Origin of the sequence: Rhodococcus sp. P1Y (assembly GCF_003641205.1) — a bacterium.
Classification (GTDB): Bacteria; Actinomycetota; Actinomycetes; order Mycobacteriales; family Mycobacteriaceae; genus Rhodococcoides.
Map to the genome: position 1 here is coordinate 704,860 of NZ_CP032762.1, position 26,183 is coordinate 731,042.

A 26,183-nucleotide genomic window follows, 5' to 3' on the forward strand; every position below is an offset into this window, starting at 1 on the left:
GTTCGGCGATGGCACGGTAGCCACGAGAGGAAAACGAAGATGGGTGCGATCAGCACAACGCAGGGACGCCAGTCGAAGCTACTCGGACTGGGTGTTCACCGCCCGGAGCGAGTAGTGACCAACGACGAGATCTGCGAGTTCATCGACTCGAGCGACGAGTGGATTCAGACGCGGTCCGGCATCAAGAACCGGCGCTTCACCGAGCCCAAGCAGAACGTTGTGTACATGGCCATCGAGGCCGGCAAGAAGGCCCTCGAAGCAAGCGGCGTCGCCGCTGATCAGATCGACACGGTCATCGTCGCGACCTCGACTCACCTCGAGCAGACGCCACAGGCTGCCGCGAAGGTCGCATTCGCACTCGGCACCAACGGGCCGGCCGCATTCGACATCGGCGCCGGTTGCGCCGGATTCTGCTACGCACTCACCGTCGCATCCGACCTGGTCAAAGCCGGAACGTCGAAATACGTTCTCGTCATCGGCGCTGAACAGCTCAGCGAGACCACCGATCCGTACGACCGCACGACGCGCTTCATCTTCGCCGACGGCGCAGGCGCAGTGATCGTCGGGCAGAGCGACGAAACCGAGATCGGACCCGCAGTCTGGGGCTCGGACGGCTCACAGGCCGACGCCATTTTCCAGACGATCGACTGGTACGACTACATCATGACCGAGGGTGCCGAGCGTCCCTGGATCAAGATGAACGGCATCTCCGTGTTCCGCTGGGCTGCGTTCGAGATGGGTAAGGCTGCGCAGAAAGTCCTCGACGTCGCGGGCATCAAAGCCGACGAACTGCACGCATTCGTCCCGCACCAGGCGAACAGTCGAATCACCGAGCTGCTGGCCAAGAGCCTCAACTTGAACGAGGAGACCCCGGTCGCCAACGACATCGCCGAGACCGGAAACACCTCGGCCGCGTCCATCCCACTGGCCATGGAAGAGCTGCTCCGCACCGGTAAGGCCAAAGAGGGCGACACCGCTCTGCTCCTCGCCTTCGGTGCGGGTCTGTCCTACGCCGGTCAGATCGTCAAGCTTCCCAAGCTGTAAGTCGAGCTGTTCGCCGCGAGATCGAGGTTGTGCACCGTTTTCATCCGAAATTCGTGCACAACTTCGATCTCGGCGGGGGGCTGGGCGGGCTTGGGCTCAGTAGGCTTGACGGTATGCCGAAGCCACCGCTGCCCGAAGATGCCATCGAAATCCTGAAGAAGCCGAACCCGGCCGTCATGGCCGTCGTCCGCGCCGACGGAACGCCCATCACCGCTCCCACCTGGTACCTGTGGGAGGACGGCAAGATCGTCCTCAACTTCCAGGCTGACCGCAAGCGCCTCGAGCACATCAGGGCCAATCCCAAGGTCTCGATCTCGGTGCTCGACGAAGCCAGTTGGTACACACACGTGACTGTCCACGGATCCATCACGCTGACCGACGATCCCGATCTGGTCGACATCGATCGCATCTCCACCTTCTACACCGGTGTGCCCTACCCGGTGCGCGACCAGGCCCGAGTCACCGGCCACCTCGAAATCGACGCCTACGTCGGCTGGGGCAAAGTCAAGACCGACTAGGGCGCAACTGAAGCCGCCTGTGAGCGCTCACTCGTCACGGCGTGGGCACTCACAGGCGCGAAGCGCATGACCACCATCGCAGCAGCGGCCAGTACGGCGACGAACAGTGCCATCACCGTCCAACCGAACTGCTGGTAGATGACGCCGCCGAGCCACCCGATCAGGCTCGATCCGCCGTAGTAGAAGAGGTTGTAGAGCGAGGTCGCCTGCGCGCGGCCTACCGTTGCCCGGTGACCGGTCCACCCCGAGGCAATGGCGTGAGCGGCAAAGAATCCGATGGTCAGGACCACGAGACCACCGAGAATAACGACCAAGTTGCCGCTGATCGTGAGCCCGACACCCGCGATCATGACGGCCGTCGATCCGGCGAGAACCGGACCCCGACCGTGCTTGACCGCCAGCTGACCCGCCACTCGCGAAGACACCGTCCCGCTCAGGTAGGCCACGAAAATAAGGCTGATCAGTGACTGCGGCAGTCCGAACGGCGAGTCCTCCAGCCTGAAGCCGAGGAAATTGTAGATCGCGACGAACCCGCCCATCAGCAGAAAACCTTGGGCGTACAACGCAAGCATGCCCGGATCTCTGAGGTTGGCCCTCAACCTCGTCCCCAGCGGCGGTTCGTCTGCGGACGTACCGAGGAAGCGGCGAGGCTTGGGCGCGAGGACGAGAAACAGCGCGGCCGCGACGGCGGCGATGACCGAGACCGTCAGCGTGCCGATCCGCCAGTTGGTGAGCTCGGCAACCGGTCCCGCGACAATTCGCCCCAGAAGTCCACCCAACGTCGTGCCCGACACATACGTCGCGGCTGCGAGAGCCGTGTGTTTGCGGTGAACTTCCTCGCTCAAGTACGCGATGGCAATGGCAGGCAGACCGCCCAGCGCTGCGCCTTCGAAGAACCTCAGAGTCAGCAACATCGGGAGCGACGACGACAACGGGACGATCAGCCCCAACACCGTCGCCGCGATCACCGAGATGCTCATCGACTTGACCCGGCCGATTCGGTCGGCGATCACCGACCACGGCAGGACCGATACCGCGACACCAACGGTCGCGAAGCCCACGGCAAGCGACGATTGCGACGGTGTGATCTTCAGGCTCGACGCGATGAGCGGCAGAATGCCCTGCACCGAGTACAGCTGCGCGAACGTTGCGATACCCGCGAACAACAGGGCTGCGACGAGTCGTTTGTAGTCACGGGACCCGCGTGGATGGCCCTCCCACCCCAGGACATCGTCTGTCGAGAAACTCATTGCTACGACGTTAGGACGACGAACTACCTACGTCCAATGCATGAGCAATGCCTGATTCATTCACCGAACGTATGATTCGAGAATGCGCGACGAGGCCCGACACCTGCTCCCCCTCATACCGACACTGTTGGCCGTCGCTGATACCGAACACATCACCGAGGCAGCCGACCTTCTCGACGTGCCGCAGCCGACCGTCAGTCGCCAGATCGCCCGGGCGTCGAACATCCTCGGAGTCGACGTCGTCGAGAGGCGGGGGCGCGGTATCGCTCTGACTGCCGCCGGTCGCATTCTCGTGCCCTACCTGCACCGCGTCGCCGTCGACCTCGAAGCCGGACTGGACGCGATGAGCGAGCACGACGCCAGAGCCCGCGGCCGTATCTCCATCAGCTTCCAGAACACGCTCGGTGAGGACATCGTCCCCGCACTCATCAAGAAATTTCGTGAGGAGCATCCGAAGGTCACCTTCGAGCTCGACCAGGGTGCACGCGCCCGATGCCTCGACCGTCTCGACGACGGCGCGGCCGATCTCGCCTTCGTTGCGCTCAGCGCCGAGCACACCGATGCGAACTCGTTTCAGCTCTACGACGAGCGGCTGGTTCTCGTCGTACCCGCAGGCCACCGACTCGCGGGCGCACGTTCGGTCGACCTGACCGACACCGGCGACGAGAACTACATCGCCATGGGACACGGGTTCGGCATGCGGTCCATCTGCGACGAACTGTGGGCCGAGGCAGGCATCACACCCACGATTGCGTTCGAGGGCCAGGACATTCACACACTCCGCGGGCTCGTCGGGGCCGGCCTGGGTATTTCCATCCTGCCTCGGTTGCGCGGACACGGCCCCGAGACGGTAGAAGTACGCATCGACGACACCACTGCCCGACGCCGGATCGGGATGGTCTGGTCTCCTCGGACTCCCGCGAGCCAGGTCGAGGCGTTTCGCACTCTCGTCGTCCGCAGCGGTCGCGGGCTGGTGGTTAGGTAGACCCCGTGCAGCTGATCCTGGTACGCCACGCATTGCCCGTCCGTTCGGAGGACTCGGCTGATCCACCTCTCGCCGAGCTCGGGGTGGATCAGGCTGCACGACTTCCCGGCGCTTTGGCCCGCTTCGCGATTGCCCGTACCGTCGCGAGCAGCCAGTTGCGGGCGTTGCAGACGGGAACCGGAGTGGCAGCAGAACTCGGTCTGACGTTGGAATCCGACGAACGCCTCACCGAATACGACCGTGACTTCGGCGGCTACATCCCCATCGAGGACGCTCGGGAAGAGTTCGCCGACGCGTTTGCCCGTATCAAGGCAGGCCATTTGCCCGAGCAGGTCGACGAAGGCGCGTTTCGCGACCGTGTGCTCGGTGGAATGGCCGAGGCTGTGTCCGGCGTCGAACACACCGACACCGTGGTGGTCTTCGCGCACGGCGGCGTGATCAACATCCTTCTGCAGGATGTTCTCGGAACGCCCACGGTGCTCGGATTCCCGATCGACTACTGTTCGATCACTCGAATTCTTTACTCACGCAACGGTAGCCGCTCGGTGGCCTCGGTCAACGAGACTCAGCACGTGTGGGATTTGCTGCCCCGCAATCGCTAACCTCTAGTGGCACGGTTAAGCGCCCGCTGGGGCACTTGACCGTGCCACTGGGGCGGAGCATCTCTGGATCCTCAGAGACCTCTTAAAGTCCCTGCTCAGGCCCGGTTTACGGACCTCACGGCACCTGCGGTTGGTGAATGCACAGTGCAAGTGCAGTTAGCCTCGAAACCATTATGGGTAAATTGCGCTTTCTTCGTCGGCCGTCTGCTGCTCTCGTAGCCCTTGCGTTTCCGCTGGTAGCGGCGGGCGCGTTCGCGCTCGGCGCCGGCTACGACCTGAGTCCCGACAGTGAGCAGACCCTCGCGTCCGAATCTGCGACCCAGGCAGGTGCCGAGGAGGGCGCATCGGGCGACCCGCTCGCAGCGTCCAGGCGAAGTCTTCAGCAAGCCAACCTGCCCATCAGCTTCCTCTCCGGCGGAGTGTCGCAGCTGACCGACGGCGGCAAACAGCTGAACGACGGTGTCGTCCAACTCGCCGACGGCATCACCCAGGCGCACGACGGCACCATCCAGCTCGCCGACGGTTTCGTTCAGTACCAGGACGGAATAGGCCAGCTTGGCGACGGTGCGTCGCAGATCAGCGGCGGTGTCGATCAGCTCGTGGACCGGCTGTCTGCGTTCGGTGCGCAGCAGTCGGAGTTCACGGCCAAGCTCGAAGCCACAGCCGTGCAGGTCGACAGCTTTCCGCATCCCGGTTCCGACGCCATCTCGGGTCAGATTCGCAGCGTCATCGACACGTTGAACACGCAAGGTTTCGGCCCGTCGACCCTCGACCAGCTGCAGACCCTCAAGAACGGGGCCCAGCAGCTGTCGGGCGAGTTGAACAATCCGTCCGGCCAGTTCCTGACGGCCACCGGTCAGATCGGCGACGCCACCGTGCAATTGCGCGACGGACTGGGACAGCTCGACGACGGCGGTGGCCAACTTCGAGCCGGAACCGATCAGCTCGTCACTGCCGTCGGGCCTGTGTCAGGCATTGTCAGCGGAATTCAGACCAACGTCCAGGAGGCGTCGGCGTCATTGCCGAAGGCATCCGAGCTGAACGCCGACGACTCCGGGGCCACCGTCGTCGCGGTCGCCCCTACCTCCGCCAGCACACCGGTTGCGCCGTACCTCATCGCCGCTCTCGTGGCTGTCGGCGCGATCGGAGCAGTCAGCCTGGTCCGCGTGCTGAGTCGCGACTCTCGTCTTCGGTGGGTTGCTGCCGCCGTCGCGATACTCGCAGTCGGAATCTGCGCTGCCTTGGCGTTCGCTTTCACCGCCCCGGAAGCCGGAATTGGAGCACTCCTGGGGGCCGGGCTCTTCCTGGTCGTCTCCGCTGCCGCGTACCTCGCCGCCGCCGGCGCGATACAACGCTTGCTCGGACCGACCGTCGGGCAGGCCGTGAACGTCGCACTGTTGTTGATCCAGGTCGTCGTCTGCGGCGCAGCCTATGCCAGCAGTGCGGCCATCTGGGGTCACCTCTCGGCGTTCATGCCGATGGCGTACACAGCGGCCGGTGCTCGCGAGATCGGCTACTCCGCGATGACGTCGACGGGGTGGCTGGCGATTGCCCTGACGGCAGTACTGCTGGTCGTCTCGGGCCTCGTCATGAGGCGATCAGAAGCGGATCTACCGAACCACGCGTAGTGGATGGATGGCCGGCGGGGCGGCCAGATGCTCACCGAATTCGCTGAGCGCCTTCTGCAGGTGCGGAGTGCGCATGTGAGCGTTGAGGTCGTCCTCTGACCGCCACACCTCGATCGTGACGAACGTCGCGGGCTCCGAACCGGACTCGAACAACTCGTAGGACACGTTGCCGTCCTCGTGAAGCGACTCTGCTGCGAGTTCCGCCAAACCAGCTCGGACGATGTCCACCGAGTCCGGTTTCGCGGTGATCGTTGCGACGACCTTCAGATCACTGAGCACAAGAATCCTTTCGACGTCGGTCACATCTGACAGCAACCTCTACCGGCGACGGTACCGTCATGGGCGCGTCGACACCGAAAGAAACCCGTCAGGCAAACAAAGGGGCCACCGTGCACGAGAAGGCAACACGCAAGGACTGGCTCGGGCTCAGTGTTCTCGTCATACCGATTCTTCTGGTGTCCATGGACATCTCGGTGCTCTACCTGGCATTACCTGCCGTCACTGCCGATCTTCAGCCGAGTAGCAATCAGACGCTGTGGATCCTCGACCTGTACGGCTTCTTCCTCGCCGGCCTTCTGATCACCATGGGATCAGTGGGCGACCGAATCGGCAGACGTCGCCTGCTGATGATCGGTGCCATGGTCTTCGGCGCGGCCTCGGTGCTCGCTGCATTCTCGACATCCCCCGAGATGTTGCTCGTTGCGCGCGCCCTGCTCGGCGTCGGCGGAGCGACCATCGCGCCGAGCACACTGTCTCTGATCCGCAACATGTTTCACGACCCCGGTCAACGCAAGGAAGCCATCGGCGTGTGGACCGCCGGGTTCGCAGGCGGCGGCGCGATCGGTCCCGTCATCGGCGGATTCCTGCTCGAGCACTTCTGGTGGGGCTCGGTGTTCCTCGTCAACATTCCGGTGATGGTTCTCCTGCTCGTCAGTGCCCCACTGCTTGTCCCCGAGTTCAAGGATCCCAACCCCGGCAAGTTCGACCCGATCAGCGTTGGCCTGTCGATCGCGGCCATGCTCGGTATCGTCTACGCGATCAAGCACGGCGCTCAGGACGGTCTCGACGCCACCACCGTCTCCACCGCTGTCGGCGGACTGATACTGGCCACCCTCTTCGTCCTTCGCCAACGGCGAGCCCGCGACCCGCTGATCGACATCACCCTGTTCGCCGAACGTGCCTTCAGTGCAGCCGTTCTGGTTCAGTTCCTGGTGATCTTCGCACTCACCGGTTTCAGTTTGTTCGCCTCGCAGTATCTGCAGCTACTCGTCGGACTCGGGCCACTCGCCGCGGGGCTCTGGCTGCTGATACCGGCAGCAGCTGCAGCACTCGGAGCCGTCCTCTCGCCCACCCTGAGCAAATACGTCCCGACGGGTGCCATCATCGCCGGTGGACTGCTGCTGATTGCCTTCGGCTCGCTGACCATGCACTTCGTTGGCGCGAACTCGGGCATACCGTTGCTGATCACCGGGATGTCGCTCATCACCCTCGGTGTCGGCGCAGCGTCGACGCTCAACTCCGATATCGTCCTCACGGCCGCCGCGCCCGAAAAGGCAGGTGCCGCATCGGCGTTGTCCGAGACGGGAGCGGAACTGGGCGGCGCGGTCGGCATTGCAATTCTGGGCACCATCGGAACAACGGTCTATCGCAACGGCATAGAGAACTCACTGCCGCCGGAGACGCCCCCCGAGATCGCCGGACCCGCAGCCGAAACCGTCGGTGGGGGCATGGCCGTCGCCGATTACCTTCCTGCCCCGCTCGCCGACGCCCTGCGCGAACTCGCCGCGTCGAGCTTCATCGACGGGCTGAACCTCGCCGGTGCGTGGAGCGCAGGCTTGATGGCCGTCTCCACTGTGGTGGTCTTCCTGCTTCTGCGGGGGAAGGCGACGTCGTCCTAGATGCTGTCCCGTAGGTAGTTCGCCAACCAGGTCGTTGCGCTCGTACCGTTGGAATCCACTGCGTACGAACCGTATTCCTGGTGAATTCCGGACCGGTAGAACGCCTCGATCTCACGTCGGCGTTGCTCGTTGGCTTGATCGGACAGCTGGCCCTGCAGTACCGGTAGTCCGCCGGCAGCCGCGATGTCGCCGAGGAGAACCTCGGCGTCCTTCTGAGCCTGTGCGGCGACGCTGGGGCTCGGATCGGACGAGACCGCGAGGAACCCGGCGAGCCTGGCGACGTAATCGTCCTTCGGCGTCGAGCAGTACAGATCGCCGACGGCGCAGAACGTGCGGACGACCGGACTGACGTATCCGAAGCCGCCGACGCGGGGGCCGCCGACTCCGGTGCCGACGACCTCGGGACCGACAAGTGCGTCGACGTCGGACCGTTTCGGATCGGAGATCAGTCCGACGGCAACCACCCGATCGGCAGGTACGACGCCCAGGCCCGTCCCGATGCTTGCCGCGAGGTCACCTGCGGCATCGGCACCCTGGCTGTAGCCGATGATGCCGAACTTCGTCGTACCGCACTGATCGGCCATTGCCTTGATCATGCCGCCCGCGTTGGCCGTTGCGACTGCACGGGATTCGCCGTATACACCGCCCTCCCACGGAAACGCGGTGGCGGGATAGGACACATAGTCGGTCCTGATGCTCGAACTGGCGATCCGGTCCGTGACAGCGGTCAACATGCCGGGCTTCGGCGCAGCACCCGAGCTGGTCTCCCAGGTTCCGGGAACAGCGACGACGTAGAGGCTCGGGCACGAACCTGGATCGGCCGAAGCAGTGGCCGTCGGCAGTACTCCGACTCCGGCAATCACGGCCATCGCGGAACCGACGGTGGCGACGAGCTTCTTCACGCGCATGGTGACCTCACTGCTATAGCGGACTTCGACTTCGCAGGCGAGAATTCCACGCCTCGATGTCGAATTGATGCCCAATCGGTAAACGGAGGTTACCTAAAGTTGTGAAGTCTCACATGCTGGAACGAGAACGAGGTTTTTGCGCGGGGAAACGTGCGTGTGGCCCGGTGATCGCTTGAATGGTCCATTCATACGATCGGATAGCTACCGAGGACCATTCAAGCGGGCAGAATGCGGACGACCCACCGCTCGAATGGTCCATCCATACGATCAGATGACTACGAAAGACCATTCAAGCGGTGGGTCGGCGTACGAGAAAACTACCGCTGCGGCGCCTGGGTCGGCACGATCGGAGCGGGCAGTGCGGTGGCACCCTGAAGGAAGGTGTCGACGGCGGCTGCGCAGGAGCGACCCTCGGCGATTGCCCACACGATCAGTGACTGTCCGCGGCCCATATCGCCGGCGACGAAGACGCCGGGGACGTTGGTGACCCACTCGTTCGAGCGGACGACGTTGCCGCGCTCGTTGAGGTCCACACCGAGATCGGTGAGCAGACCCGGCTTTTCGGGTCCGACGAAGCCCATGGCGAGCAGCACCAGATCGGCCTCGAGGGTGAACTCGCTGCCCTCGACCTTCTCGAACTTGCCTGCCTTGAACTCGACCTCGTGCGCCTCGAGTCCGGTGACCTTGCCGTCCTCGCCGAGGAAACGCTCGGTGTTGACGGAGAACACTCGCTCGCCGCCCTCTTCGTGAGCGGACGCGACGCGGTACATCAGTGGGTACAGCGGCCACGGAGTGGACGTTGCACGCTCTTCCGGCGGGCGAGCCATGATCTCGAACTGGTGGACGCTTTCCGCGCCCTGACGATGCGAGGTTCCGAGGCAGTCCGCTCCGGTGTCACCGCCGCCGATGATGACGACCTTCTTGCCCTTGGCGGTGACGGGGGGCTCGGCGAAGTCGCCCTGCTGCACGCGGTTCGCGTGGGGCAGGAACTCCATGGCCTGGTAGATGCCCTCGTTCTCGCGTCCTTCGATGGGGAGGTCCCGCCATGCGGTGGCACCGCCGGAGAGGACCACGGCGTCGAACTGCGCACGCAGTTCGTCGGCCGAGATGTCGACTCCCACGTTGACGCCGGTGCGGAACACCGTTCCCTCGGCCTCCATCTGTGCCAGACGGCGGTCGATGTGGCGCTTCTCCATCTTGAACTCGGGGATGCCGTATCGAAGCAAGCCGCCGATGCGGTCGGCACGTTCGAACACCGTGACGGTGTGGCCGGCCCGCGTGAGCTGCTGCGCCGCAGCGAGTCCGGCAGGTCCGGAACCGACGACGGCGACGGTCTTGCCGGTCAGGTACGTCGGGTAGACCGGTGCGACCCAGCCCTCTTCGAAGGCCTTGTCGATGATTTCGACCTCGACCTGCTTGATCGTCACCGGATCCTGGTTGATGCCGAGGACGCACGACGCCTCGCACGGCGCCGGGCACAGCCGCCCGGTGAATTCCGGAAAGTTGTTGGTGGCGTGCAGGCGGTCGATGCTCTCGCGCCAGCGGTCCTTGAACACCAGGTCGTTCCACTCGGGGATGAGGTTGCCGAGAGGACAACCGTTGTGGCAGAACGGAATGCCACAGTCCATGCATCGGCTGGCCTGAGTCCGCAGCGTGTCCTTGGAGAAGTCCTCGTAGACCTCTTTCCAGTCCATCAACCGTAGGTCGACGGGCCGACGCTTCGGCAGTTCGCGAACGGTGTTCTTCAAAAATCCCTGTGGGTCACCCACGAGCTGCCTCCATGATCGCTTCGTCCACGTCCGCGCCGTTCTTCTCGGCTTCGGAGATGGCCAGCAGTACCTTCTTGTAGTCACGCGGCATGACCTTCACGAAATGGTTCACCTGCTGTGACCAGTCGCTGAGGATTCGCTCTGCAACGTCGGATCCCGTTTCGTCGTGATGACGAGTGACGATCTCCTTGAGCCAGGTGAACTCGTCACCCTCGATGCTCTCGATGTCGACGAGCTCGGTGTTCAGGTTGGCCTCGAACGTCTTGTTCGGGTCGAAGATGAACGCCACACCACCGGACATGCCGGCACCGAAGTTGCGGCCCGTCTCACCGATGATGACGACCTTGCCACCCGTCATGTACTCGCAGCCGTGGTCACCGACACCTTCGACAACGGCCACCGCACCCGAGTTACGAACGGCGAAACGCTCGCCGACGACTCCGCGGATGAGAGCCTCACCCTGCGTTGCACCGAACAGGAAGACGTTGCCACCGATGATGTTGTCCTCGGCGACGAAGCCGGCGGGAGCGTTCAACGACGGACGCACGATGATGCGTCCACCCGAGAGGCCCTTGCCGACGAAGTCGTTGGCGTCACCGTGAAGGCGAAGCGTCATACCCGCGGGAACGAAGGCTCCGAAGCTGTTGCCCGCGGACCCGGTGAAGGTGATGTCGATGGTGTTGTCGGGCAAGCCGACTCCGCCGTACGCCTTGGTCAGCTCGTGGCCGAGCATGGTGCCGACCGTGCGGTTGACGTTGGTGATCTTGGACTCGAACTTGACCTTCTCACCCTTGTCGAGTGCGTTGCGGCTCTGCGCGATGAGCTGCTGATCGAGGGCCTTGTCGAGTCCGTGATCCTGGACGCCCGTGTTGTAGAGGTCCTGGTTCATGAACGCCGACTCGACCTCGTCGAGGATCGGCGACAAATCGAGCTTCGACGCCTTCCACGCTTCCTTCGCCGCGGTCGTGTCCAGCAGGGCGACCTGGCCGACGGCTTCGTTGAGCGTGCGGAAGCCGAGCTCGGCCATGAGCTCGCGGACCTCTTCGGCGATGAAGTTGAAGAAGTTCTCGACGAACTCGGGCTTGCCTGCGAACCGCTTGCGCAACAACGGGTTCTGCGTCGCGACACCGACGGGGCAGGTATCGAGGTGGCAGACACGCATCATGATGCAGCCCGACACGACGAGCGGAGCGGTCGCGAAACCGAACTCTTCACCGCCGAGGAGAGCAGCGACCATGACGTCGCGGCCGGTCTTGAGCTGGCCGTCGACCTGGACGACGATGCGGTCGCGAAGTCCGTTGAGCAGCAAGGTCTGCTGAGTCTCGGCCAGGCCGAGTTCCCATGGTCCACCTGCGTGCTTGACCGATGTCAGCGGGGTTGCCCCTGTTCCACCGTCGTGGCCCGAGATGAGCACCACGTCGGCGTGCGCCTTCGAGACGCCTGCTGCGACCGTTCCCACGCCGACCTCGGAGACCAGCTTCACGTGGATGCGAGCCTGCGGGTTGGCGTTCTTGAGGTCGTGGATCAGCTGAGCGAGATCCTCGATGGAGTAGATGTCGTGGTGCGGCGGCGGCGAGATGAGGCCGACACCCGGCGTCGAGTGCCGGACCTCGGCAACCCAGGGGTACACCTTGTGGGCCGGAAGCTGGCCGCCCTCACCGGGCTTGGCTCCCTGTGCCATCTTGATCTGGATGTCGGTGCAGTTGGTCAGGTAGTGCGAGGTGACACCGAAACGTCCCGACGCGACCTGCTTGATGGCACTGCGACGCCAATCGCCGTTCTCGTCCGGTTCGAAGCGGTCGACGCTCTCGCCGCCCTCACCGGAGTTGGATCGGCCGCCGAGACGGTTCATCGCGATGGCGAGGGTCTCGTGGGCTTCGGCCGAGATCGAGCCGTAACTCATGGCACCCGTCGAGAAGCGCTTGACGATTTCCGACGCAGGCTCGACCTCGTCGATCGAGATCGGCTCGCGCTCTTCGGTCTTGAACCGGAACAGACCACGGAGCGACGCAAGCCGCTCGGACTGATCGTCGACCATCTTCGTGTATTCCTTGAAGATGTCGTACTGACCGGTGCGGGTCGAGTGCTGCAGCTTGAACACGGTGTCGGGATTGAAGAGGTGGTACTCCCCCTCGCGACGCCACTGGTACTCGCCGCCCGTCTCGAGCTCGCGATGTGCGCGCTCCTGACGGTTCTCGAGGTACGCGACGCCGTGGCGGGTCGCGACGTCCTGGGCGACCTGCTCGAGGTCGATACCGCCGAGGTGGCTGTTCAGTCCGGTGAAGTACTCGTCGACGAGCTCCTGCGACAGACCGATGACCTGGAACAGCTGGGCACCGGTGTACGAGGCCAGCGTCGAGATGCCCATCTTGGACATCACCTTCAGCACACCCTTGCCTGCGGCCTTGATGTAGTTGGAGACAGCCTTGTCGAACTCGATGCCGGTGAGAGCACCGCGCTCGATCATGTCCTCGATGGACTCGAATGCCATGTACGGGTTGACCGCGGCCGCACCGAATCCGATGAGCAGCGCCATGTGGTGGACCTCGCGGGCGTCGCCGGCCTCGACGATGAGACCGACCTTGGTGCGGGTCTTCTCGCGTACGAGGTGGTGATGCACGGCCGAGGTCAGGAGCAGCGACGGAATCGGGGCGAGCTTCTCGCTCGACTCACGATCCGAGAGCACGATGATGCGCGCGCCACCGGAGATGGCAGCCGATACCTGAGCCCGTATGGCTTCCAGCGACTTTCGGAGTCCTTCGCCCCCCTCGGCCACTGGGTAGAGACCGCGAACGACGACCGAACGCAGGCCTTCCTGGGTGCCGTCGTCGTTGATGTGAACGAGCTTGGACAGGTCGTCGTTGTGCAGGATCGGCTGCGGAAGAACGATCTGCTTGCACGCGTCAGGCCCCGGGTTGAGCAAATCGCCCTCGGGTCCGATCGTGCCGCCGATACTCGTGACGATCTCCTCGCGGATCGCGTCGAGCGGCGGGTTGGTGACCTGCGCGAACAGCTGCGAGAAGTAGTCGAACAGCATCCGCGGTCGCGTCGACAGAATAGCGATGGGCGTGTCGGTACCCATCGAGCCGATTGCCTCTGCCCCGGACTTCGCCATCGGCGAGACCAGCACGTTCAGCTCCTCGGTGGTGTAGCCGAAGATCTGCTGGCGGATGAGAACTCGGTCGTGCGGCATGTGCACGTGCGGGCGATCGGGCAGATCGTCGATCGAGGTGAGACCCTCGTCGAGCCACTGCTGATACGGGTGCTCGGCGGCGAGTTCGTCCTTGATCTCGTCGTCGGAGACGATGCGGCCCTGCGCCGTGTCCACGAGGAACATACGGCCGGGCTGCAGACGAACCTTGCGGACGACCTTCGATGGGTCGATATCGAGCACACCGACCTCGGACGCCATGACGACGAGCCCGTCGTCGGTGACCCAGAGACGGCTGGGGCGAAGTCCGTTGCGGTCCAGCACAGCTCCGATGAGGGTGCCGTCGGTGAAGCACACCGATGCAGGTCCGTCCCACGGCTCCATCAGCGAGGAGTGGTACTTGTAGAACGCCCGGCGAGCGGGGTCCATCGACTCGTGACGCTCCCATGCCTCGGGAATCATCATGAGGACGGCGTGCGGCAAGCTACGTCCACCGAGGTGCAGGAGTTCGAGCACCTCGTCGAAACGTGCTGTGTCGCTTGCACCATGGGTGACGACCGGGAAGATCTTCTCGAGGGCGTCGGACCCGAAGACATCGGAGGAGATGAGTGCCTCGCGGGCACGCATCCAGTTCTCGTTGCCAGTCGCTGTGTTGATTTCGCCGTTGTGCGCAACGCGGCGGAACGGATGCGCCAGCGGCCACGACGGGAACGTGTTCGTGGAGAATCGGGAATGCACAAGGCCGAGAGCGCTTTCGACGCGCTCGTCCTGGAGATCGTTGTAGAAACCCTTGAGCTGAGGCGTGGTCAGCATGCCCTTGTAGACGAAGGTCTGCGAGGACAGCGACGGGAAGTACACGGTCTCGCGGCCGGGGCCGTCCTTGCCTGCGCCTTCTTCGCCCAGCTCGTGTTCGACGCGCTTGCGGATGACGAATGCCCGACGCTCGAGTTCGAGATCGGTAACGGACAGATCCTCGGCGGCGAAGAACAACTGTCGGAACGTCGGCATCGCGTCGCGCGCGAGCGCCCCGAGAGAGGAATCGTCGGTGGGAACTTCACGCCATCCGAGGACCTTCATGCCCTCGGCCTCGACGATCCGTTCGACCCCCTCGCACGCGCGCGCTGCATCGCTGCGCCCCTGCGGAAGGAATGCAATTCCGGTTGCGTACGAACCCGCGGGAGGCAGGTCGAAATCCGTGACAGCGCGGAAGAAAGCGTCGGGAACCTGGATCAGGATTCCGGCGCCGTCACCGGTGTTCGGTTCGGAGCCGGCGGCGCCCCGATGTTCGAGATTGACCAGCGCAGTGATCGCCTTCTCGACGATGTCTCGACTACGACGACCATGCATGTCCACGACGAACGCGACACCACAGGAGTCGTGCTCGTTACGGGGGTCGTAGAGGCCTTGCGGGCCCGGAGTGTGCTTCATACCTAGCCTTCGGATAAGTCCAGCCTTCAAGTACATCCGCGACGGCGCGGCACTGATCGCCGACCGTCGCGGACGGCTATCTTGGGTGCCGTTCGCCGTTGAAGCAGCACCCCCGAAAACGATCTTCGGCTAACGTCGAGCGGGTGGGCTCGTTCGCAGCGCTCAAGCGTCTAGCGGGCGGATTCGGCATCGGGTACGCCGGTCCAACCACAAACGATAAATCAGCACCATGCCCACCACGCAACTAAGGTATCCCTATCTAGCCTTCTGACCAGGGCATTCGTGTTTGTCCGTCGATCCATAGACACGTCTCCGACGCGTGCAACGCGAGCGCCTCGAACCCCGATCACGCGTGGATACCCCTCACCGTCATCCCTGGGTACGCCGCTCCGACGATCGCTTGAATGGTCCATTCATATGATCTGACAGCTGGCACGTCCCATTCAAGCGGGCAAAATGCGGACGACCCATCGCTTGAATGGTCCATTCATACGATCAGATAGCTACGGAAGACCATTCAAGCGGCGGGCCTTGGCGCGAATCTGGCTCCAATACAACTGCGGCTGAGAGCAATTGACGGCACGCAATATCGCCTGGGTTGGAACCCGGCACAGGGTGATCAAGGGGCGCGACCGCTGACCGCATCATGCTGCCAGAACGGCACAACTCCAGCCCAAAGAAAAAAGTCGCAAACGACGGCCAATCCTGTGTTGAGGAAGAGCGTCGTTTGCGACTGGAAAGAACTGCTGTGGGCGGAGGGGGACTTGAACCCCCACGTCCCGAAGGACACTGGCACCTGAAGCCAGCGCGTCTGCCATTCCGCCACCCGCCCAGGTGACCGGTGAACATTAACATGCACTTCCGGCGTGGATGAAATCGCCTTCCGTGGGGACAATCGGGTCCGTCGGCAACCGCCTACGAACTGCGTCGTGGGGCGCACAGTAGGCGCAGCGGTGACGCGGCAACGTATATCATGCTGTGACGACGACCTCGAGGCGACACGCGCTCGTGGCACCCAATGATCAGGGAGGAGAGGTCACCATGGGAATTGTCCAGCGCTTCGAACGAAAGCTGCAGGGCGCGGTCGGTGACGTGTTCGCCCGGGTATTCGGTGGCGGCGTCGTTCCTCAGGAGGTCGAAGCTGCACTGCAGCAGGAGGCAGCCGACCGGGTTCGACCGCTGGAAGGCGGACATCAGCTCGCCCCGAACAGCTATGTGATCACCATCAACACGTCCGATCACGACGAACTGGCAGCAGATCGGGACCTGACCGTCAAAGCGTTCTCGCGCCACCTGGGTGACTACATCAGGGATCAGGGTTGGCAGACGTACGGCGATGTCGTGGTTCGGTTCGAGCCGTCCCCTACTTTGCACACGGGCCAGTTCCGGGCCAGTGGTTCGGTGGACCCCGATGTGGGACGATCACCGACTGCGGCCGGGAATGCCCCATCCAAGAATCAAGCTTCTGCATTCGCCGGAGCTTCAGGACCCACGGTGGGTGCGGTACCCGGTCCGCGACCTTCGCGCCCGTCAGCCACACCTATGTCGACATCAGGAGCCGGCCACATGACGCAGAACCCAGGCTACGACCCGCAACGCGATCCGGCCGACGGCTCTCGCCCCGACCCTCGTGCGCGCAACGGCTATCCGTCCCAGGATCCGCGTTACTCGCAGCAGAACGGTCACGACCGGAACGCATACGGCCAGGACCCCGGCTATCGCAACGGCGCACCCCAGGGTGGCGGTTACGGAGCACCGGCACCCGCTGCCGAGGGACAGTACGACCCCCAGGCGTACAGCCAAGGCTCGGATGAGCGCGGCTACGAAGAGCAGGGCTACGGCGACCAGGCGTACGTCGATCCGGCGAACGGTCAGCCGGCATACGTCCACCCCTCGCCCGGCCAGCAGGGTTACGACCCGCAGGCGTACGGCCAGCCGGCATACGGGCAGCAGGGTTACGACGATCAGGCGTACGGCCAGCAGGCGTACTCGAACCCAGCGAACGACCAGGGTTACGACCAGGGCGGGCAGGCCTACTCCGATCCGGCGTACGGCCAACAGGGTTACGACCAGCAACCACCCAGCCAGCAGGGGTACGGCCAGCAGGCCTACGCCGAGCCGGCCGGATACGGACAGCCTGCCTACGACTACCCAGCGCAGCAGAACGGCTACCAGCAGGCCCAGTACCCGACCGCGGGGTACCAGCAGGCGCCGGCGTACGGCTACGACGAGCCCGCGTACAACGACAGCCAAGCCTTGACGGCCACTCTGCAGTTGGAGGACGGCAGCGGACGGTACTTCCAGCTCCGCGACGGCCAGAACATCATCGGACGCGGTCAGGACGCTCAGTTCCGCCTTCCTGACACCGGCGTCTCTCGTCGCCACGTCGAGATTCGTTGGGACGGGCGGGTGGCGATGCTGTCCGACCTCGGTTCCACCAACGGAACGACGGTCAACGGGTCGCCTGTGCAGGACTGGCAGCTGGCCGACGGTGACGTGGTCCGAGCAGGACACTCCGAGATCCTCGTCCGCATCGTTTAATCGACCTCACCAGTATGGTGATCGACACACGCAGCTTCACTCTAGGATGCTGCGTGAGAAGTCGTGTCGGCTCGTCTCGCACGTGTTCGGGGAATTCGAAAAGAAGCTACGGCATGCGTGTGTGTGCGACTACGACGACCGATGACGGTTCCGAAGGAGGTGGACGGCTGTGCAGGGCTTGATACTGCAGTTGACCCGTGCGGGCTTTTTGTTGCTGCTGTGGTTTTTCGTCTGGGCCGTTCTTCGGACTTTGCGAAGCGACATCTATGCGGCGTCGGGGATGCGTGTGCCCGCGCGATACTCCAGGGGATCGAAAGTTCTTCCGTCGTTCAACAAGCAGAAGGTTGCCAAGAATCTAGTGGTGACACAGGGCGGTCTCGCCGGAACCAGAATTTCGCTCGGCACGCAGCCGGTGCTGATCGGTCGCGCCGACGATTCGACGTTGGTCCTCACCGACGATTACGCGTCCACACGTCATGCGCGCATCTCACCTCGCGGCGGTGACTGGTACGTCGAGGACCTCGGTTCGACTAACGGAACGTATCTCGATCGTGCCAAGGTGACGACTGCCGTTCGTGTGCCCTTGGGCACTCCGGTTCGAGTCGGCAAGACCGTTATCGAGCTCCGCCCGTGACCCTCGTACTCCGCTATGCGGCGCGCAGCGACCGAGGATTGGTGCGCTCGAACAACGAGGATTCGGTCTACGCGGGTGCGCGGCTTCTCGCGCTCGCCGACGGTATGGGTGGCCATGCCGCGGGCGAGGTGGCCTCGCAGTTGATGATCGCCGCCCTCGCTCACCTCGACGACGACGAACCGGGTGACGACCTCCTCGGCAAGCTCGAAGCCGCGACGCGAGAAGGCAACGCGTCCATCGCCGACCAGGTCGAAGAAGAACCCGAGCTCGACGGTATGGGAACCACCCTGACCGCAATTCTGTTCGCGGGCAGGAAGATCGGTCTCGTTCATATCGGTGACTCGCGCGCGTACATGCTGCGTGAACACGCACTGACGCAGATCACCCGCGACGACACCTTCGTGCAATCTCTCGTCGACGAAGGCCGGATCACCGCCGAACAGGCACACACTCATCCGCAGCGATCGTTGATCATGCGTGCGCTCACCGGCAACGAGATCGAGCCGACGCTGACCGTGCGTGAAGCGCGAGCAGGCGATCGGTACCTGCTGTGCTCCGACGGTCTGTCCGACGTCGTCAGCGACGAGACCATCGAAAACACCCTCAACGAGGGTGATTGCGCCTCCAGCGCCGACCGACTCATCGAACTCGCTCTGCGCAGCGGTGGCCCCGACAACGTCACCGTGGTCGTCGCCGACGTCGTCGACATCGACTACGGACAGAGCTCACCGATACTCGGTGGCGCCGCGAGCACCGAGGACGAAGAGGACTCACCGCCACCGAACACAGCGGCCGGCCGTGCAGCCGCGATGCGCCCACCGCGCTCGACCCCCAAGCGCGTCACGACAGCTCCCCCAGTGCCGGAGAAGAAGTCGCACAAGCTTCGGTGGTCGTTGCTGGCGGTCGGACTGATCGCATTGCTGGTCGGCGGTGCGTTCGTCGCGAACGCCGCGATCAGAAACAACTACTACGTCGGTGAGGATTCGAGCCGCGTCGCGGTCATGCGGGGCGTGCCCGGCTCCGTCCTCGGATACTCGTTGCAGTCCGTGCACTCCATCGGGTGTCTCGCAGACGACGGGGCACTCACCTTGACCGCTCCGGACACGGCACCTGCTGGATGCGACCAGTTCGAGGTGGACGATTTGGCTCCAGCGGCCCGCGAGCAAGTACGCGCCGGGCTCCCCTCCGGAACGCTCGACGACGCGAACGGCCAGATGAACCGCCTTGCGTCGGGAGATCTGTTGCCGCCGTGCACCGTCGCCGAGGCGACCACGACCACATCCGCGCCGCCCCAGCCGACGACGCCCGCCCCGGCTCCCACCGTTGCGGCACCGCCCGCTGATCCTGCGGCACCGCCGGCCGACCCCGCCGCACCGCCGGTCGAGGCGGCACCGACCACAACGCCTGCGCCCACCGTGACTCAGCTACCGGGTCAGAACTGCAGAGCTGGTACTTGATGAGTTCCAATCCATCTGTGGGGGCGTCCTTTCCGAGCCCACCGGGCGGATTCGCGCCTGCTCCCGTCCAATCCAACCGACGCAACGTCGAGTTGCTACTGCTGGGCATCGCAGTAGTGATCACCACGCTGTCTCTCGTATTGGTCGAGGCAAGCCAGGAACAGGCCGTCACCTGGGATCTGGCGAAGTACGGGCTCGCCTATCTCGCCCTCGTCACCGTCGCTCACCTGGCCGTGCGCAGGTTCGCGCCGTACGCGGACCCCCTTCTGCTGCCGATCGTCGCACTGCTCAACGGACTCGGTCTGGTGTTGATACACCGACTCGACCTGGCCGACCAGCAGGCCGCTGCGTATCTGGGGCAGGAGATTCCGTCTCCCGACGCGACCCAGCAGGTGCTGTGGACGACGCTGGCCATCGCCGGCTTCATCGCTCTTCTCGTCCTGCTGCGCGACTACCGCACACTGGCGCGGTACAGCTACACCGTCGGGCTGTGCGGGCTTGTACTCCTGGCCATTCCGGCCATTCTGCCGTCGGCGTTCTCCGAGGTGAACGGCTCGAAGATCTGGATCAGGCTGCCGGGGTTCAGCATTCAACCCGGTGAGTTCGCGAAGATCCTGCTGCTGATCTTCTTCGCGTCGCTGCTGGTTGCCAAGCGTGAGCTGTTCACCACGGCGGGCAAGCATTTCCTCGGCATGGACTTTCCCCGAGCTCGCGATCTCGGCCCGATCCTGCTGGTGTGGATTGTTTCGGTCGGCGTGCTGGTCTTCGAGAAGGACCTCGGATCGTCGTTGCTGATCTTCGGCACCGTCCTGGTGATGATCTACATCGCCACCGAACGAGTCGGCTGGCTCATCATCGGATTCGGTCTGCTACTCGTCGGATTTCTGTTCGCCTATCAGGTGTTCGGTCACGTGAAGATCCGTACCGATACCTGGCTGCACCCGTTCGACGATTACAACGACACCGGTTATCAGATCGTGCAGTCGATGTTCAGTTTCGCGACCGGTGGCCTGGCCGGAACAGGACTCGGCAGCGGACGGCCGTCACAGGTTCCATTCGCGAAAACCGACTTCATCATCGCCGCTATCGGTGAGGAACTCGGTCTCATCGGCCTCGCCGCAGTCCTTCTCCTGTACCTCGTCTTCATCATTCGTGGGTTGCGCACTGCCCTTGCGGTTCGCGACAGCTTCGGCAAGCTGCTCGCGGCCGGCCTGTCCTTCACCGTCGCCATTCAGCTGTTCGTCGTCGTCGGCGGGGTGAGCAAGCTGATCCCGCTCACCGGTCTGACCACGCCCTATCTGTCCTACGGAGGATCTTCGCTTCTCGCCAACTATCTCTTGGTCGCCTTGTTGATCAAGATCTCCGACGCAGCCCGTGAACCTGCGACACCAAAGAAGAAGCCGACCCCGGCAGCGCCCATCGCGGAAGCGAAGACCGAGATGGTGAAGCGCCCATGAACACACCCCTGCGCCGCGTCTCCATCGCGGTGATGGTCATGGTCGTCGCGCTGCTGGCCAACGTCACCTACCTGCAGGTCATCAAGGCCGACGACCTGCGTTCCGATCCGCGCAATTCACGCGTGCTGCTCGACGAGTACTCACGTCAGCGCGGTCAGATATCTGCGGGCGGACAAGTGCTCGCCGCGTCGGTGTCCACCGACGATCGATACAAGTACCTGCGTACGTATCCGCCGAATCAGTTGGCGCCCAACAGCCCTCTCGCGAACGCGCCGGTCACCGGCTTCTACTCGATGCTCTACTCGAGCACCGGTCTCGAACGCACCGAGGACGAAGTGCTCAACGGTTCCGATGATCGACTCTTCGGGCGTCGGCTGTTCGACCTCATCTCCGGTCGTGACCCGCGCGGCGGAAACGTGGTCACGACAATCGATCCCGTCGTCCAGCAGGTCGCCTACGATCAGCTGTTCTCGCGTGGGTACACCGGATCGGTCGTCGCAATCGAACCGTCGACCGGCAACATTCTCGCCATGGCCAGCTCGCCGAGTTACGACCCGAACCTGCTGGCGAGCCACGACGGGGCTCAGACCTCCGATGCGTGGGATGCGCTCAATGCCGATCCAGCAAAGCCGCTGCTCAATCGCGCTATCTCGGCGACGTATCCGCCCGGATCGACCTTCAAGGTCCTCGTGACCGCCGCTGCCCTCGAGAACGGCGCGACCCCCGACGATCAGCTCACCGCTGCCCCGACGATCACGTTGCCCGACACCGAGACTTCGCTCGAGAACTACAACGGAAGCACGTGCGGCGGAGGTGCCACCGCCTCGCTCCGTGAAGCGTTCGCGAGGTCGTGCAACACCGCATTCGTCGAACTCGGCATCAAGACCGGAGCCGACGCTCTGCGCGACACCGCAAGCGCGTTCGGCATCGGCGACGAGACCACATCGCTACCGCTGCCGGTGGCCGACAGCACCATCGGGTCGATTCCCGACGACGCCGCCCTCGGACAGAGCAGCATCGGCCAGCGCGACGTCGCCCTGACGCCTCTTCAGGATGCGGTCATCGCAGCAACCGTCGCCAACAGCGGTGTACGGATGGCGCCACACATGGTCAGTCAGCTGCAGTCTCCCGACCTGTCCAACTTGTCCACCACGACACCGGACTCGAAGGGGCAGGCGATCAGCCCGGAAACCGCTGCGACGCTCACCAGCCTGATGATCGGCTCGGAGAACAACACCGGCGGTGACGGCAAGATCGCAGGCGTACAGATCGCGTCGAAGACCGGGACCGCCGAACACGGAACAGATCCGAGGAACACGCCGCCGCACGCCTGGTACATCGGTTTCGCACCGGCGGAGAATCCGAAGATCGCCATTGCCGTCATCGTCGAGGACGGTGGAGACCGCGCGCTCGCAGCGACGGGCGGATCGGTTGCCGCCCCCGTCGGTCGCGCAGTCATCGCTGCCGGATTGCAGGGGAGGTGAACATCTCGTGCCACTGAAGAACGGTGCAGTCATTGCACAGCGCTACCGCCTTCTGCGTCTGATCGCGACGGGCGGAATGGGCCAGGTGTGGGAGGCGATGGACAACCGCCTCGATCGCAAGGTCGCGGTGAAGGTTCTCAAAGCTGAGTTCTCGGAGGACCCGGAGTTCTTGCAGCGCTTCAGGTTCGAGGCGCGCACCACAGCGCAGCTCAATCACCCGGGTATCGCAGGCGTCTACGACTACGGCGAGACTCGCGACGAGGCAGGCGAATCGCTCGCGTACCTGGTGATGGAACTGGTCAACGGAGAGCCGCTCAACGCTGTCCTGGGTCGTATCGGTCGTCTGCCCCTCGGACACGCACTCGACATGCTCGAGCAGACCGGACGCTCGCTTCAGATCGCGCACACCGCAGGCGTCGTGCACCGGGACGTCAAGCCGGGCAACATCCTGATCACGCCAGCGGGTCAGGTGAAGATCACCGACTTCGGCATCGCCAAGGCCGTCGACGCGTCGCCGGTGACCAGGACCGGCATGGTGATGGGGACCGCCCAGTACATCGCTCCGGAGCAAGCACTCGGCGAAGAGGCGACCTCGGCCAGCGACGTGTACTCGCTCGGTGTCGTCGGCTACGAGGCGCTCTCGGGCACGAGGCCCTTCGTCGGCGACGGTGCCCTCACCGTCGCGATGAAGCACGTCAGGGAGATGCCTGCGCCGCTCCCCGCAGACCTCCCCGCAGGCGTCAGAGAGCTCATCGAGATCACGATGGCCAAGGATCCGGCCGCGCGCTACTCGAACGGCGGCGAGTTCGCCGACGCCGTTGCCGCTGTCCGCGCCGGACGCAGGCCACCTGCTCCAGGTAGCGGCAGGGGCCCCGGCACCGGCCGCGTAATGATGCCCGGCGTCGTTGCGGCGCCGAGCAGTACACAAATGATGCCGACATCGCAGAACCGGTACACCGGCCCGGCCACCGGCACGGCGCAGCCCGCTGCCCCGGCACCGACCGGCATGTCGTCTGCGCAGAAGGCGCTCGCCTGGGGCGGCGGTGGCTTGTTGCTGCTCGCGATCGTCATCGGTGGGTTCGTGCTGCTGAATCGAGAGGGCGAAACGCCCGCTCCGTTCAACCCGGTTACGACAACCCAGCGGCCGACGACGACCACCACGACGACGACCACAACCACCACCGAGCCGACCACCACCACGGAACCAACGACCACCACGACCCAACCCACCACCACGACCACAACACCACCGGCGACCACGACGACGCCGCCGACAACCACACCCCAGCAGACCACCACGACGTCCAATGGTGGATTCACGTTCACGTTGCCGCCCATCCCGGGGATCGGTGGCAACGGCGGTGACGAGGAAGAACCTCAGGCGTCGGGAAATCCTCTCGGTGAGAATCCCGTCGCGGCGGGCAACGGCCGATCCAGCTCTGTTCTTCCTGGCACCGACTCTTCCGGCTCTGATCGACAAGGACAGCGATGACGACTCCCCGCAACCTCTCGTCCCGCTACGAGCTGGGAGAGATTCTCGGATTCGGTGGTATGTCGGAGGTGCACCTGGCACGTGACAACCGCCTCGACCGCGATGTCGCGATCAAGGTGCTGCGTGCTGATCTGGCGCGCGACCCGACGTTCTACCTGCGATTCCGGCGAGAGGCGCAAAACGCGGCTGCTCTGAATCATCCGGCGATCGTTGCTGTCTACGACACGGGCGAAGCCGAGACCGAGGCAGGTCCGCTGCCGTTCATCGTCATGGAGTACGTCGAGGGCAGCACCTTGCGCGACATCGTTCGCGGCGAGGGGCCCATGGCGCCGCGACGTGCGATGGAAGTGATCGCCGACGTGTGTGCGGCCTTGGACTTCTCGCATCGCAACGGCATCGTGCATCGGGACGTCAAACCGGCCAACGTGATGATCAACAACGCGGGTGCGGTCAAGGTGATGGACTTCGGCATCGCCCGGGCCATCGCGGACAGCTCGAGCCCGATGACGCAGACCGCTGCCGTCATCGGCACGGCTCAGTACCTGTCGCCGGAGCAGGCTCGCGGCGAGCAGGTCGACGCGCGCTCGGACGTCTACTCACTCGGATGCGTTCTGTTCGAGATCCTCACCGGCGAACCTCCCTTCAAGGGCGATTCTCCCGTCGCAGTGGCGTACCAGCATGTGCGCGAGGATCCCGAGCTCCCCTCGCGGGTCAACGGGGATGTGCCACGCGAACTCGACTCGATCATCCTCAAGGCAATGGCCAAGAACCCGGCCAACCGGTACCAGTCCGCCGCCGAAATGCGCACCGACCTCGTCCGCGTTCTCGGAGGTCAACGCCCGAGCGCGCCGACGGTGATGAACGACGAGGACCGCACGACCATTCTGGGGTCGATGGACGCCCGCGCTCCGCTTCCACGTCAGACCGGGACGCCCCAGCCCGACAGCACAGGCGGACGCCATGCAGGAGACGACGAGGCGGCACCGCGTCATCGCGGGGTTCGTATCGCTCTGCTGTCGATCGCTGCGATCGTCGTCGTCGGCATAGTCGGAGCCTTCCTGTGGTCACTCGGCCCCGGGTCGTCACCTGCTCGCGTCGCGATCCCCGATGTCACCGGTCTTTCTTCTTCCGACGCAGAATCGCGGCTTCAGGAGGCCGATCTTCGAGTCGCCATCCAGGAGAAGCCGGACGCGACCGTGCCGTCGGGCGCCGTGATCAACACTCGGCCCGGATCCGGAGCCGAAGTCGACACCAAGAGCACCGTCAATCTGGAAGTGTCCACCGGCCCGGAGCAGGTTCAGGTACCTCAGCTGACCGGCAAGAATCAACAGCAGGCAGCACAGGCGCTGTCGGCACTCGGACTGGAACTCGACGCATCGGTGGCACGGGTTCCGTCGACGCCGGAGAACCTCGACAAAGTCGTCGAGCAGAATCCGTCGTCTGGAGTCGGCATCACGGTCGGTTCATCGGTGAAGGTCACGCTCGGTAGCGGACCCGCCCAGGTACGAGTGCCGAATGTGGTCGGCCAGCAGGTCGAGGTGGCGCAGCCCAACGTCGAGGGCGCAGGCTTCAAGGTTCAGATCGAGAACATCGACTCGAGCCAGCCCATGGGCGAGGTGGTCTCGACCGCTCCGGCCGGTGGTTCCAACGCCGTCGAAGGCGACACAGTCACGTTGCGGGTATCGAACGGCGACAAGATTCCGATGCCCGATCTGCTCGGATTGACACCGAGCCAGGCCCTGACTGCGTTGCAGGCTGCGGGCTGGACCGGATCGGCGTCGAGCATCTCCTCAACGCAGGAGGGCACCCTCGACCCGACGATGGTCGGTCGTATCGTGAACCAGGCCGAACCCGCAGGCTCGGAAATCACCAAGACTCAGTCGGTCAATGTGAACGTGGGTGTCCTGGGGATCCCAGGACGGTAGTGCGGGTCGTCG

18 protein-coding genes and 1 tRNA gene are annotated in these 26,183 nt (G+C 64.1%); 13 read left to right on the plus strand and 6 right to left on the minus strand.

From position 1 onward, the window contains the following. Positions 1-39 precede the first annotated feature (39 nt). Positions 40-1,044 carry a beta-ketoacyl-ACP synthase III gene (locus tag D8W71_RS03360; protein WP_201265240.1) on the plus strand — a complete coding sequence of 335 codons (1,005 nt, stop codon included), beginning with the start codon at positions 40-42 and terminating at the stop codon, positions 1,042-1,044. Positions 1,045-1,157: 113 nt separating this feature from the next. After that, a complete protein-coding gene (locus tag D8W71_RS03365) occupies positions 1,158-1,562 on the plus strand; it encodes a TIGR03618 family F420-dependent PPOX class oxidoreductase (RefSeq protein ID WP_121118493.1) in 405 nt (134 codons plus the stop codon). Here D8W71_RS03365 and D8W71_RS03370 read toward each other — a convergent pair. Continuing rightward, a complete protein-coding gene (locus tag D8W71_RS03370; RefSeq protein WP_121110998.1) occupies positions 1,559-2,812 on the minus strand; it encodes an MFS transporter in 1,254 nt (417 codons plus the stop codon). The genes D8W71_RS03365 and D8W71_RS03370 overlap by 4 nt on opposite strands. 82 nt (positions 2,813-2,894) lie before the next feature. On the opposite strand from D8W71_RS03370, the gene D8W71_RS03375 reads away from it, so the two are divergent. The 3 genes from D8W71_RS03375 (at position 2,895) to D8W71_RS03385 (ending at position 6,027) form a co-directional block, all read left to right on the plus strand. Next, the gene (locus tag D8W71_RS03375; protein WP_121111000.1) at positions 2,895-3,797 is read left to right on the plus strand and encodes a LysR family transcriptional regulator; all 903 of its coding nucleotides are present in this window, start codon (positions 2,895-2,897) and stop codon (positions 3,795-3,797) included. Positions 3,798-3,802: 5 nt separating this feature from the next. After that, the gene (locus D8W71_RS03380; RefSeq protein WP_121111002.1) at positions 3,803-4,399 is read left to right on the plus strand and encodes a histidine phosphatase family protein; all 597 of its coding nucleotides are present in this window, start codon (positions 3,803-3,805) and stop codon (positions 4,397-4,399) included. Positions 4,400-4,572: 173 nt separating this feature from the next. After that, positions 4,573-6,027 carry a phage infection protein gene (locus tag D8W71_RS03385; RefSeq protein WP_121111004.1) on the plus strand — a complete coding sequence of 485 codons (1,455 nt, stop codon included), beginning with the start codon at positions 4,573-4,575 and terminating at the stop codon, positions 6,025-6,027. Here D8W71_RS03385 and D8W71_RS03390 read toward each other — a convergent pair. Further along, entirely contained in the window at positions 6,010-6,330 is a 321-nt protein-coding gene (locus D8W71_RS03390; protein ID WP_442972011.1) for a putative quinol monooxygenase, read from the minus strand. The genes D8W71_RS03385 and D8W71_RS03390 overlap by 18 nt on opposite strands. A gap of 35 nt (positions 6,331-6,365) precedes the next feature. Here D8W71_RS03390 and D8W71_RS03395 point away from each other — a divergent pair, with 35 nt between their 5' ends. Next, complete coding sequence (locus D8W71_RS03395) at positions 6,366-7,925, plus strand: MFS transporter (RefSeq protein WP_121111006.1); 1,560 nt, start codon at positions 6,366-6,368, stop codon at positions 7,923-7,925. Here D8W71_RS03395 and D8W71_RS03400 read toward each other — a convergent pair. The 4 genes from D8W71_RS03400 to D8W71_RS03415 all read right to left on the minus strand — a co-directional run bounded on the left by D8W71_RS03400 (position 7,922) and on the right by D8W71_RS03415 (position 16,013). Further along, complete coding sequence (locus tag D8W71_RS03400) at positions 7,922-8,833, minus strand: cutinase family protein (RefSeq protein WP_121111008.1); 912 nt, start codon at positions 8,831-8,833, stop codon at positions 7,922-7,924. The two genes, D8W71_RS03395 and D8W71_RS03400, sit on opposite strands and share 4 nt — an antisense overlap. Positions 8,834-9,150: 317 nt before the next feature. Then, complete coding sequence (locus tag D8W71_RS03405) at positions 9,151-10,602, minus strand: glutamate synthase subunit beta (RefSeq protein WP_121111010.1); 1,452 nt, start codon at positions 10,600-10,602, stop codon at positions 9,151-9,153. After that, entirely contained in the window at positions 10,595-15,181 is a 4,587-nt protein-coding gene (gltB, locus tag D8W71_RS03410; protein ID WP_121111012.1) for a glutamate synthase large subunit, read from the minus strand. The genes D8W71_RS03405 and gltB overlap by 8 nt, the downstream gene beginning before the upstream one ends. A 749-nt stretch (positions 15,182-15,930) precedes the next feature. After that, positions 15,931-16,013, minus strand: a tRNA-Leu gene (locus D8W71_RS03415). 209 nt (positions 16,014-16,222) lie between these two features. Between D8W71_RS03415 and D8W71_RS03420 the strand changes: the two genes are divergently transcribed. From D8W71_RS03420 to pknB, 7 genes are all read left to right on the plus strand, one after another. Next, positions 16,223-17,722 carry a DUF3662 and FHA domain-containing protein gene (locus D8W71_RS03420; RefSeq protein WP_121118497.1) on the plus strand — a complete coding sequence of 500 codons (1,500 nt, stop codon included), beginning with the start codon at positions 16,223-16,225 and terminating at the stop codon, positions 17,720-17,722. Between the two features lie 169 nt (positions 17,723-17,891). Next, positions 17,892-18,356, plus strand: a complete 465-nt coding sequence (locus tag D8W71_RS03425) for an FHA domain-containing protein FhaB/FipA (protein WP_115966709.1) — start codon at positions 17,892-17,894, stop codon at positions 18,354-18,356. Further along, positions 18,353-19,813, plus strand: coding sequence for a PP2C family protein-serine/threonine phosphatase (locus D8W71_RS03430; protein WP_121111014.1), 1,461 nt, complete (start codon positions 18,353-18,355; stop codon positions 19,811-19,813). Before D8W71_RS03425 ends, D8W71_RS03430 begins: the two co-directional genes overlap by 4 nt. After that, positions 19,813-21,270 carry an FtsW/RodA/SpoVE family cell cycle protein gene (locus D8W71_RS03435; RefSeq protein ID WP_121111016.1) on the plus strand — a complete coding sequence of 486 codons (1,458 nt, stop codon included), beginning with the start codon at positions 19,813-19,815 and terminating at the stop codon, positions 21,268-21,270. The genes D8W71_RS03430 and D8W71_RS03435 overlap by 1 nt, the downstream gene beginning before the upstream one ends. Continuing rightward, positions 21,267-22,754, plus strand: a complete 1,488-nt coding sequence (locus D8W71_RS03440; protein WP_121111018.1) for a peptidoglycan D,D-transpeptidase FtsI family protein — start codon at positions 21,267-21,269, stop codon at positions 22,752-22,754. The genes D8W71_RS03435 and D8W71_RS03440 overlap by 4 nt, the downstream gene beginning before the upstream one ends. A gap of 7 nt (positions 22,755-22,761) precedes the next feature. Further along, positions 22,762-24,246, plus strand: a complete 1,485-nt coding sequence (locus D8W71_RS03445) for a serine/threonine-protein kinase (RefSeq protein WP_121118499.1) — start codon at positions 22,762-22,764, stop codon at positions 24,244-24,246. Further along, positions 24,243-26,171 carry a Stk1 family PASTA domain-containing Ser/Thr kinase gene (gene pknB / locus D8W71_RS03450; protein ID WP_121111020.1) on the plus strand — a complete coding sequence of 643 codons (1,929 nt, stop codon included), beginning with the start codon at positions 24,243-24,245 and terminating at the stop codon, positions 26,169-26,171. Before D8W71_RS03445 ends, pknB begins: the two co-directional genes overlap by 4 nt. Positions 26,172-26,183 lie beyond the last annotated feature (12 nt).